Consider the following 11312-nt stretch of genomic DNA (forward strand, 5'->3'; position numbering starts at 1 on the left):
CCCGGTTCCTTCAATCTCACGAACGTCATGAAGCAGATCGAGGCTTCGATGGGAGGACGCTGAGCCAACAGGTCGTGATCGACGAGGAGAGGAGGTTTTGGTCATGTCGAGTCGACGCCCGACGGCGACCTTGCTGCTCACGCTCAGCCTGCTCGCGGGCGCTTGTACCGCTCCCGAGACGCCAGAACCCTCCGCGGAGGCTCCGGCCGTTCCGCTCCCGTCGTGGAACGACGGTGCCCCCAAGCAAGCCATCATCCAGTTCATCGACGACGTGACCACCGCGGGCGGGGCCTCGTTCGTCCCGCCCGCCGAGCGCATCGCCACCTTCGACAACGACGGCTGTCTTTGGAGCGAGCAGCCGATGTACTTTCAGTTGATCTTTGCCCTCGACCGCGTCCGGGCCATGGCGGCCGATCATCCGGAGTGGAGCGACACGGAACCGTTCAAGAGTGCTATCGCCGGCGACATGAACGGGCTCATGGCCGGCGGAACGGCAGGCGTGGAGAAGGTCGTGCTCGAAGCACACGCGAACATGACGGCAGCGGAGTTCGCCGGATCGGTGCGCGAATGGCTGACGACGGCACGGCATCCGACGACCGGCAGGCCCTATACGGAGATGGTCTACCAACCCATGCTCGAGCTTCTCGACTATCTCCGCGGCAACGACTTCAAGACCTTCATCGTCTCCGGTGGCGGCGTCGACTTCATGCGGGTGTTTGCCGAGGAGGTATACGGCATACCGCCCGAGCAAGTGGTCGGCTCGTCGCTCGGATCCGAATTCGAGATGCGCGACGGGGTACCCACCATCGTCAAGAAAGGAGAAGGCCTATTCGTGGACGACAAGGCAGGCAAACCCGTCGGCATCTATCGCCACATCGGCCGCCGGCCGATTTTCGCCGCGGGCAATTCCGACGGTGACCTGCAGATGTTGCAATACACCACGATTCCTCGCGGTCCCGGCGATACCTCGCCGAGATTGGGTCTCATCGTTCACCACACCGATGGCGACCGCGAGTGGGCGTATGACCGCGACTCGCACATCGGCCGGCTCAGCGATGCGCTCGATGAGGCCTATCAGCGCGGCTGGGTCGTCGTCGACATGAAAAACGACTGGAGTCGGATCTATCCCGACCCGGACAAGTAATACCGGGGCGTTCACGACCGGTAGGCGATGATGCGAAATCGACCCTCGACGGTTTGATTCGGCTACTTCTTCCGTCGCGTCGTCTTCTTCGGCTTGGGGAGGATGTCTCCGTTGTCGACCCTCAGCTTGGGATCGGTGACTACGGTCGTGCCCCCGCGCAAGCCACGAGACGCTCAGCGAGGGACGGGTGAGCAGTCTCCTTCGATCGTCACCTGCGCGGTGGATTGGCAGGCTCCGAGGGCGTCCATGACCTCCTTCAGGAATTCATCGAGCGCGGCGAGCTCCGCGGGAGGGTTCGGGTACTCGTAGATGCTGCGTCGGCTCACGCCATCTCGGTTCAGGATGACGTAAGCCGCGCCGGCGTCGGCACAGTCGGGGCAGCCGTAGACGTCGTCGAGCGGTTGGGGAATGTCGGAGAGCAAGGTCGAAAGACCTGCGCTCCCGGCCGCCGTCAGGTGCCCCTGGCTCGAAGCGAGAACCTGGTTGCCCTCCCGGTCGGTGACGCGGTAGTCGAGGGTCTCGTTTTGAACCGTGAGCGTGCCGTTACATGACCCGAGGCAAAACCCAAACGACCAGCCTGCCTCGAGAAGGCGTGTGGCGGACGATGGAGCGAGCGCAGGCTCGTCGTTGCATCGGATCGCGAGCACCGCTGCGAAGAGGATCCAGCACCATCGAGCCCGCATGTCAGCGGAGACTCTCGGCAACTTTCTTCACCGTGCCGGCGAGAGCCGTGATACGCGCTTGATCGCTTTCGCTCGCCCCGGCGCCCTCGCGCTCGAGCTCCGTTGCCAGGGCGTCGAGCTCGTCCGCGGCTCCGCCGCCCACTTCCGCTCGAGCGAGAGCCGCGGTCAAAGCCGAAGCTCGCTCCGCTGAAATCGAGTGGGTCCGAGTGAGCTGGTCGAGGCGGGCGCGTGCCACCACCGGGCTCGCCGGCCATTCGATGCGTCGTTGCTGCTGCACGTTGACGACGTCGGGTGAGACGAGGCTCGCGGCATCGATCTCGTTTTGGGTCAGGTGCTCGCTCGGCACGAGCTTCAGCACGTCGAGGCCCCGGGCGATCTCGGTGCCGTAGATGTAACCGTCATACCAGTACGCGGACCAGTAGCCTCCCATCATGAGCTGCTTCCCGTCGATGGGACCACGGTCGAAATAGGCGATCTCGAAGGGGTTCGCGGAATCGGTGAAGTCGAAGACCGAGATGCCCCCCTGGTACCAGGCCTGGACCATGATGTCGCGTCCCGGCACGGGCACGAGCGATCCGTTGTGGGCGACGCAGTTCTCCTGCTCGGTTTGTGGGGCCGGCATCTTGTAGTGGCTTCGGAATACCAGCTTGCGATCGACGATGTCGTAAACCGCGTTCGCTCCCCACTCCTTGGGGTCGGAAGCCCGGCAGCGGGGACGTGCGCCGCCACCCCATTCATCGGTGAAGATCACTTTGGTGCCGTCGTTGTTGAACGTCGCCGAGTGCCAGTAGGCGAAGCTCGGGTCCACGACCTGGTCGAGCCGAACCGGATTCACCGGATCCGAGATATCGAGGAGGATGCCGTTTCCCGAGCACGCGCCCGCCGCCAGGCTAATCTCGGGGAACACGGTGATGTCGTGGCATTGATTGGTCTCGGAAGTCTTCTGGGTTCCCGGCCCGTGGTCCCCGCCCTTCCACAAGCCGGCAATTGCGCCGCTTTCGGGATCGGCAAAGATGCGCGGACGGGCCACGATGCGAGCCTCCTCGGGATGCGCCACCGGGACTCGGATGACGTCGATGCTGAAAAGCGCGGTGTTGGAATCCGCGTCCGGAGCCTTGTCCGAGCACTCGGCGAGCTCCTCACCGGAGCGTACCGAGCTCGTGCCCGAGCCGTAGAGGTACAGGTTACCCTCGTCATCGGGGTCGGTCACCAGGGTGTGCGTATGCGACCCTCGGCACGTCTGGATGGCGGCCACCTGTCGCGGCATCCGCACGTCGCTGATGTCGAAGATCCGAATGCCTCGGAAACGTGCGTCGCTCACCGGGTCGAGGACTCCCTCGAGGCCGCAGTCGACCCGGCCACTTGTCTGCTCGACCGACATGAAAAGGAGATTTCCGAGCACGGAAACGTCTCCCTGGCCTCCCGGGCACACGACCGAGCCGAGAAGGGCCGGCGTCGTCGGGTCCTCGACGTTGTACGTATTGAAACCGTGGTAGTTGCCCTCGAACAAAGTGTCCTTGGCGAAAGCGAGATCCGTGTTCGCGAAACTCAAAACGACGGGCCCTTGCGGCGGAGGCTCATCCTTGGTGTCCTCTTCCTTCTGACCTTCACCCGTCGTGTCCGGATCGGCGGCCACTTCGGTCTCCTCGGTCATTTCGGCCTTCTCCGGCTCCTTCGGGCTCTTGGAATCTCGCTCGGGAGGGATCGGCCGGCCGGCGGGCGCTTCGGGATCGAAGAAACCGGCAGGCTTCGGGAGCGTCGCCACCAGCTCCAGATTGAGGATCGCCTGGCCCGCGTCCCGAAATCCCGGGTCGAGGTGGGCTCGAGGATCGACGGAGAGCTCCGTGAGCATGGTTCCCATCCGTTCGATCTCCATGCTCTGATCGGCGGTGATGTCGGACGTGAACGCGAAGATGTCCGATGCCTGACCCCCGCCGGGCTTGGCGAGCAGGTCTTCGACCATGATCAGCGCCCCCCGGTGATGCTCGATCATGAGCTCGAGGAACAGCCGGTCGAACTCGATCCCGCGCGCTTGCTCGAGACGGGTCATCTCATCGCGCGTCAGCATGCCCGGCATGAGCACGGCGTCATGCGCATGGTGGGCGTCGACCGCCGGGACGTCCCGGCCGTGCGAGCGCAGCCACTCCTGCATCATCTTGATCTCGTCTTCCTGGGAAAGGGCAATCCGCTTCGCGAGCGTATGCATGACGTCGCGCTGGCTCCGGGTGGCAAGAAGCTCGGTCATCTCCAGCGCCTGGGCGTGATGCGAGATCATCCCCTGCATGAAGCTCACATCGGCCTCGGTGAACTGATCGCCGGGAACGACGCTCGCTTCGTCCGCGGAGATCAGCTTGCTCGGCTGACCGGGAGCGCCGGGCTGGACGATCGGAGGCTGCTCCGTCTGGCTCTCCACGATACCCAAAGGGACGAAAGCCGCGACGAGCGCTGCGGTTGCGATGCTCTCTAGATTCATGTGACCTCCACCTATTGTAGTCCGCCCGATTGAAATCGTTAGATCGTCACGCCGAACGGGCCCCTCAGGACGAAAGCGAAGACGATCGAAAGAACGAAGTAAACGATCATCCAGTGGAGCTCGAAGCCGAAGACGCTCACGTTGGTCTCGGGATAGCTCACGTGGATGGCCTGGATCTCACCCGCGGGCACCGGGGGCTCGGCGGGGTAGAGCAGCTCGTCGAGAAAGCCCCGCACCCTCACCGGGGACCGACGCACGGTACCGCTCACTACCCGCGCGGTCTTCGTGACGGTCTCCCCTCGGTTCATGATGGAAAGCTCGTAGTCACCCGGGACCTCGGGAACGATGCGCCATGTCATCTCCCCGAGGGAAGGAATCCACACCGCCGGGGTGTCGACCCGAATGCCATCCGGAGTGGTCAAGACCATCGCCGGCTTCGAGTCCGTCGAATGGCCGGAGCCCAGCTCGACTTTGACCAGGGCGGGCTTGCCGACGGCGAGCCCCTCGTAGCCGTAATGGAACTGCAGCTGAGCGATCACGAGAACGAGAGGGGGGAGCGTCCAGACGAGCGGTACCGACGAATGACGGAGGTAAGAAAGGTTGTGTCGCAGGATCTCGAGCTGCGATCTCACGATCTGGCGGAAGTCGTCGTTGAAGAGCCGGATCTCGAACAGGCCTGCATGGATCTTTCTCTTTACGGCATCGAGAGCCTTCTGGTTCGAAGTGTGCTTGAAGACGACGAGAAGGCCGACCGCGGTCAGCAGGGAGATCAACGTCAGCCCGACGAGGGGAGGCCAATCGCTGAACGGCGCCAACACGATGTCGAAGAGGACGCGAAGCGGCGCGTTGATCAGGGACATCGTCAGGAGATGTAACCGAGGCCCTTCAAACGTTTCTTGATTTCCTCCTCGGTCGTTCCCCCTTCCTCGATCTTCGCGATCTCCTTTTCCAGGGCGTGGGTAACGAACTCCTCGACCGAAGAGTAGCCCGCGATCTCGGCGTATTTCTTGATCTTCGCCAGCAGGTCGCCGTCGAGCTTGATGCGGTTCGATCCGAACATGTTCTACTCCGTTTCTTCCGTTGGCTGGATGGGCTCATCGATCCCGAACTCCACCAGAATCGAACGACCCAGCTCCTTGAGACTCGATGCCGGTCTCTTCAAGGGTCGGCTGGTCAAGAGCACTCCGGGCACGGTCTCGTGGTCCATCTCGTGGTCGCCGCTCCACTCGTCCAGGTTGTCGGTGATGATCTCTTTTCCCACGGCGCCGAGTGCCGAACGGCCCGACCCTCGCGTTCCCTTGGCGTAGCCGACGATGAGGTCCGGTCCGATCTCGAGCTCGCCACGATCTCGGTACACCTCCTCGCGCTTGTACATCTTGGTGACCGCCGGAAGTCCGGTCGCGGGGTCGATCTCGCCGAGCAACTGCTCGGCGATCTCGTCCATCAAGGCCTCGCGCTTCTCCGGCGCCACGATGCCGTTTTTTTCGCGGCCCCGCAGGTTGACATAGAGCGCGTTTAACCCGACCCCGTAGGCGCGCGTCCCCGTCCAGTCCACGTTCACGAACAGTCCGGGATCGTTCTCGAGATCCGGGTTCTTGACGGCGAGATAGCCCTTGTGCGCGAGCCAGGCGTTCAGGTGAAACGATCGTCGGAACGACGTGAAACCGTGGTCGGACATGACGACCAGCGTCGTGTCCTCTCCCATGTGATCGAGCGTGTAGCCCACCATCTCGTCCAAACCGACGTAGAGGTCTTCGATGAGCCCCTCGTACTCCGGATCGACCTCGGGGTCGTATTCGGGGTGGTCGGGCTCGCGCACCTTCCACATCACGTGGCTCACCTGATCGACGTTTCCCACGTAATAGAAGAGCAGGCCGGTCTGAAATCGATCGAGGACGTAACGGTACTGCTCCCGGATCTCCCGTCCCGCGATCTCGGCTTGCGCGAGGAACTCCTCCGTCGTCAGGACACCTTGCTCGATCGCCTTCGTGTCCTCGGGCATCCCCTGGGTGTAGAAGCGTCCCGTGGCTCGGGCCAGCTCCGCCGCATAGCCACCCGGAGTCGAGATCGGAAGAGGAGGCGCCATCGGATCGAAGTTGACCGGCGAGGCGTAGAGCTCGAAGTCGGGCCGCACCGATCTCAGGTAGAAGCGCACCATGCCGGCGAGCGTTTGCGTGGGGATGAGGGGGAACTCCACCGTCACCCACTCGCTCCATTCGCCCTCGCGAAGAATTAGCTCCTCGGCGCCCGCCACGATCTTGGCCACCGGATCCACGGGATCCAGGTAGACGGTGAACGGCGATGTCACCTTCTCGGTCTCGACGAGAAAGGGATTGTCAGGACCATACAAAGCGGCCTCGACCACATTGTCGAAGATGTCGACCTCGTACACCTCGCCGCCGGAGATGTCCTGCCCGGCGAAAGCGAACAGCTTCGATGTGTAGAAGGAGAACGTGCCGATGGTTCCCGGCAAATCCGGCGTTCCCATGCCGGTGAGCTCGCGCGTCGCCGTGCCCGAGGGGGGGAAGTTCGCCGGCATGCGGATGATCGTCGTCTCGACCCCGTGGTTCTCGAGGACTTCCCAAAAGGTTCGTCCCTTTCGCAGAAGCTCGATGGATCCACCGGAGAGGGGGAACTGATACCCGCCGACCTCGATCGTCGTTCCTCCCCCGGAGACGTCCGTCGTCGACAGGTAAGGAACCATCGTTTCCGGATCGCGATGCAGGAAATCGAAGATGCCGTGCCCTCCGGAGTCCATCCCGGTAATGAAGTTCGACCAGGCGACCGGGCTCTGGGGCGGGACCGAAGTCTCGAGCGCCTGGAAGCTGCCGGCCTCGGCGAGCCGCGAGAAATTCGGCAAGCGGCCGGCTTCCATCAGTTCTTTGGTCAACGCGTGGTCCATGCCGTCGAAGCCCAGAACGATGAGCCGCTTCTCCGACGCCGGCTCGCGCGAGCATCCGGCGGCAAAGAGGAGAGCCAGGGCCAGGGCGCGCCGCATCAACGTGGCTGGAATACCTCGCGAGCAAACAGAGGCTTTCCCTCCATGTGCTTCGGGGGCTCGACTCCGAACAAGGTGAGGGCGCTCGGAGCGATGTCGACGAGCGAAGGGGTCTTCGACTCGATGGGATAGTTCGAGAAGAACACTCCGGGAACCAGGCGGGGATCCACGCAGTGGTCGCCGCTCCAGGCCTTGACGTTGTCCTCGAAGACGGGACCGGCGACCACGCCCGTGGCGCAGTCCCAGGAGATTCGGTAGCCGTTGTTGTACCCGATGATCAGGTCGGGTGCGTTCTCGAGATAGGGCCCGTCGTAAATCGTGGCGGTGTCGAATACCTCTTGAATGCCGACCTCGCCGCGCTCGTCGTCCACCAGGCCGGAGAGCTTCTCGATGATCGCCCGCTTCACCGCATTCGCTTCCGCGCCGGGCTCTACGATCCCGTTCGCCTCCCGCCCCTCGAGGTTCAGGAACATTCCGGTCAGGCCGAGCGCGTAGGCCTTGGTTCGCGACCAGTCGACGTCGCGCAACCATTCGCTTCTGCCCTCGGAGCCCTCCTTGAGCGTGAGCAACCCCTCTTTCTGGAGCCAGCCGTTCAGGTTCACGCCGCGCTGAAACGAATTGAACCCATGATCCGAGAGCACGACGAGGACGTCACCCTTCCCGACTCTTTCCAGGACCCTCCCCACGAGCTCGTCATTGTGCTTGTAGATGTTCTCGATGGCGGTCCGGTGCTCGGCATCGGCCACACCCTGGCCGTTGTTCGCCGGGTGATTCTCCTCGAGGTAATGCCAGAACATGTGCTGAATACGGTCGGTGGCGTCGAAGACACACACGAGCGCGCCCGCGCGGAGACGGTCGAGGGCAGCAAAGAACATGTCCTGGCGTTCTCGGTCGATGTCGTACGTCTGCTGAAGGAACGTCGCATCGTCGGTCACGCCCTCGTTGAGCGCCCAGGTGTCCTCGGCGAGGCCCAGCGTGCAGTAGTGACCGATTTTCTTCGAAAGATAGGTTGCGTAGTAGGACGGGTGGGAGATGGGCATCGCCGGTTTGTCCGGATCGATATTGATGGGCGTCACATAGAGCGAGAAATGCTCGTCCATCTCGGTCACCATCATCCGGCAAATCCCCGAGACCTTGACTCCGGGTGCGGCGCTGAACGAAAGAGGTATCCAGTCCGAGAGTTTGCGGGGGGGGAGCTCGACGGGGTCGTTCCCCCCCACCCGGACCCGCGCCACACTCTGGTCGCGATCGAGCTCGATCCGAAGTGGCAGCTCCAGGGGTGGGTTTCCGTCGCGAAACAGGTTCTCCGGGCCCTGGAGCTTCGTCTCCATCCGGTTGCCGTTCCGCGGGAGCTCCACCCGGATTCCGCCTTCTTTGAAGCGTTTCTCCGACGCTCGTGTGGTGTATAGCAGGAACGTGCCCTGGGTGCCCAGAAGGTCGGGAACGCACATGGCCGAAAGCTGAGCGCCCTTGAACTTATCGGGCGGAAACGTGATCGGGACTCTCAGCACGGTGCTCCATATGTCGTTGTCGCCCAGGATGCTCCAGAACGGTCTCGACTTCCTGAGCAAGCGCAATTCGGGCTTCTGGAGAGGGATTCGAAACCCCCCGAGCTTGAGCGAGCGCTCGACGCTGCCGATGTGCGTCGAGGACAGCAGGGGAAGATACGTGCGTCGATCCCGGTCGAGAAAGTCGAAGATATTGTGCTTCGCCGGATTGGTCCCGGTCGCGAAGGAGGACCAGGCAACGGGCGAGATCGCGGGGTAGCTCGTTTCGATCGGGCGGTAGCACCCCGATTGCGCCAGTTTCTGGAAGTTGGGCAAGAGCCCCCGTTTGATGAACCTCTCGGTCAGCTTGGGATCCTGCCCGTCGAAGCCGACGATGATGAGCCGGCGAATCCAGGGCTTCGGCCGGGACCGCCTCATCAGGAAACGCCAGGCCATGCGGAAGGGCCATACCAGAAGCGACAGGAGCGCTATCAGGATGGTCGTAAATACCACCAGGAACGAGGAGAGCAGAGCGAAGCCCGCGCCTGGTCCGATATAGGCTTCCGCCGGGTGGGCAGTGAGGACCAGGAGGGACAGTAAGCAGCCTGCGGCTAGAACCGGGCGTCGATACTTCATTGGCGGGTTGGTAGTCTAGCGCGAATGGAAGCCTTTTTCCTGCCAAAAACGCGTTATCATGATTGCTCGGTATGAAGAGGCTGTATCGAAGGCTGCGATATGGTGAGCCGGTGATTGTCGTGTCGGGGCTTCCTCGGTCGGGAACTTCGATGGCCATGCAAATGCTCGCTCTGGGTGGCATTTCGGTCGTCACCGACGGGATCCGGGAACCGGGGGAAGATAACCCCAAGGGCTATTACGAGGACGAGCGCGTCAAAGACCTATACAAAGAAGATGCCGACCGCGCCTGGCTTCGTGAGGCCCGGGGCAAGGCGGTGAAGATCATATCGTTTCTGTTGAAGGACCTTCCCGACACGAACAACTACAAGGTCATTTTCATGAAACGCGAGCTTCGGGAGGTGCTCGCTTCACAGAAGAAGATGCTCGAGAGACGCAACGAGAGCAACGAATCGAGCGACGAGCGAATGCTCGAGCTTTGGGAAGATCACCTATGGAAGGCGAGCTACTTGATGAAACACCGCGACCACTTCCGGTTCATCGAGATCGCTTACGGCGACGTCATCTCCAATGCGCTCGGCGAGGCCCACCGGATTCGGGACTTTCTCGCGCTTCCGCTCGATGTCGAGAAGATGGCAACCGCGGTGGAGGAAAAGCTCTATCGAAACCGCGCTTGAAGGGCGTAGGAAATCTGATCCTTCACCGCGTCGTCCAGGCTCTTGGGGTTGGCGACCAGACCCCGCAGTAGCGTGTTCTCACGATTGAACGACGGCAACTCGCCTTCCGGCTCGTAGACGGTTCCACCCGCTGCGAGCACGAGCGCCGCTCCGGCGGCGACGTCCCATTCGTTCTTTGGCACGATGGTCCAGGTCGCGTCCGCTTTTCCCGCGGCGACGAGAGCGAGTTTGTAGGCCACCGATCCCATGGGACGCACCTCGAAATCCGCCTCGTCGAAAGCCTTCCATTCACCCCGGTCGACTTCGCTGCGGCTTGCGAGCACCAGCCCCCCTTCGAGCGAGCGGCGATGGCTCATCTGTGCGGGCTCCCCGTTGTAGAAAACCCCGTGTCCGCGGGCTCCGACGATCTTCTCACCGGTCGCGGGGTTGAAGATCCCACCGGCGATGGGAGCACCGTCCTCGACGAAACCCACCGAGACACACCACTCGGGAATTCCGGTAACGAACTCCTTGGTTCCGTCCAGGGGATCGACGACCCAGACCCGATGCCGGTTCAGCCGGCTCTTGTCGTCGACGGTCTCTTCGGACAACCAGCCTTCGCTGTCCCTCGGCAGCAGCGCGTGAAGAGCCTGATTCACAGCTCGGTCGGCCTCGGTGACGGGGTCACCGCCCCTTTTCCTCTCCGCTTCGATTCGTCCCGAAGTGAAATCCTTGATGACCGAGGCTGCCGCCTCGAGAGCTTCCTGAATCCGCGCGAGAACATCCATTCGTTACGCTCCTATATATCCGAGACTTTCCAGGTGAAGGATGATCTCCTGGGCGGCGGCTTCGGGGCTCGTGTCGCTCGTGTCGATCGTGAGATCGGCAGCTTGCGGCTCCTCGTATGGGTCGGAGATGCCGGTGAACTCTTTGATGATCCCCTTCCTCGCTTTGGCGTACATGCCCTTGCGGTCACGGCTCTCGCAGACGTCGAGAGGTGTCGCGATGTAGACGAGCATGTAGCCGCCCACCGGCTCGATCATTGCTTTGACCTCCTGGCGAACGACCTCGTAAGGCGCAATGGGAGCGCAAATGGCGATTCCACCGTTCTTGGTAATCTCCGAAGCGACGTAACCGATGCGGCGGATGTTGATGTCGCGGTGCTCTTTCGAAAAGCCCAGCTCCGACGAGAGATGTTTTCGTACGATGTCGCCATCCAGGAGCGTCACGCTCCGGCC

Annotated in this window: 10 protein-coding genes; 2 read left to right on the forward strand and 8 right to left on the reverse strand. The window is 62.5% G+C overall.

Annotated features, from left to right (window positions below; translation table 11 throughout):
• The first annotated feature begins 103 nt into the window (after positions 1-103).
• A complete protein-coding gene (locus VEK15_00595; protein HXV59160.1) occupies positions 104-1144 on the forward strand; it encodes an HAD family hydrolase in 1041 nt (346 codons plus the stop codon).
• Positions 1145-1317: 173 nt separating this feature from the next.
• On the opposite strand, the gene VEK15_00600 is transcribed toward VEK15_00595, so the two are convergent.
• Genes VEK15_00600 through VEK15_00625 form a run of 6 tightly spaced genes read right to left on the reverse strand, consistent with a single transcriptional unit; the run spans position 1318 to position 9421 of the window.
• Positions 1318-1827 (reverse strand): hypothetical protein, encoded by a 510-nt coding sequence (locus VEK15_00600; protein ID HXV59161.1) that lies wholly within the window; start codon positions 1825-1827, stop codon positions 1318-1320.
• 1 nt (position 1828) lies between these two features.
• The gene (locus tag VEK15_00605; GenBank protein ID HXV59162.1) at positions 1829-4300 is read right to left on the reverse strand and encodes a DUF305 domain-containing protein; all 2472 of its coding nucleotides are present in this window, start codon (positions 4298-4300) and stop codon (positions 1829-1831) included.
• 38 nt (positions 4301-4338) lie between these two features.
• Complete coding sequence (locus VEK15_00610) at positions 4339-5160, reverse strand: hypothetical protein (GenBank protein ID HXV59163.1); 822 nt, start codon at positions 5158-5160, stop codon at positions 4339-4341.
• Between the two features lie 2 nt (positions 5161-5162).
• Complete coding sequence (locus VEK15_00615; GenBank protein ID HXV59164.1) at positions 5163-5360, reverse strand: hypothetical protein; 198 nt, start codon at positions 5358-5360, stop codon at positions 5163-5165.
• 3 nt (positions 5361-5363) lie between these two features.
• Positions 5364-7298, reverse strand: coding sequence for an alkaline phosphatase family protein (locus VEK15_00620; protein HXV59165.1), 1935 nt, complete (start codon positions 7296-7298; stop codon positions 5364-5366).
• Complete coding sequence (locus tag VEK15_00625) at positions 7298-9421, reverse strand: alkaline phosphatase family protein (protein ID HXV59166.1); 2124 nt, start codon at positions 9419-9421, stop codon at positions 7298-7300. Before VEK15_00625 ends, VEK15_00620 begins: the two co-directional genes overlap by 1 nt.
• A gap of 71 nt (positions 9422-9492) precedes the next feature.
• On the opposite strand from VEK15_00625, the gene VEK15_00630 reads away from it, so the two are divergent.
• Positions 9493-10095, forward strand: a complete 603-nt coding sequence (locus VEK15_00630) for a sulfotransferase (GenBank protein ID HXV59167.1) — start codon at positions 9493-9495, stop codon at positions 10093-10095.
• On the opposite strand, the gene VEK15_00635 is transcribed toward VEK15_00630, so the two are convergent.
• Complete coding sequence (locus VEK15_00635) at positions 10077-10862, reverse strand: 3'(2'),5'-bisphosphate nucleotidase CysQ (GenBank protein ID HXV59168.1); 786 nt, start codon at positions 10860-10862, stop codon at positions 10077-10079. The genes VEK15_00630 and VEK15_00635 overlap by 19 nt on opposite strands.
• Before the next feature lie 3 nt (positions 10863-10865).
• The coding region (gene cysC, locus VEK15_00640; GenBank protein HXV59169.1) for an adenylyl-sulfate kinase at positions 10866-11312 on the reverse strand (447 nt) is incomplete at its 5' end.

The organism is Vicinamibacteria bacterium (genome assembly GCA_035620555.1).
Classification (GTDB): domain Bacteria; phylum Acidobacteriota; class Vicinamibacteria; order Marinacidobacterales; family SMYC01; genus DASPGQ01.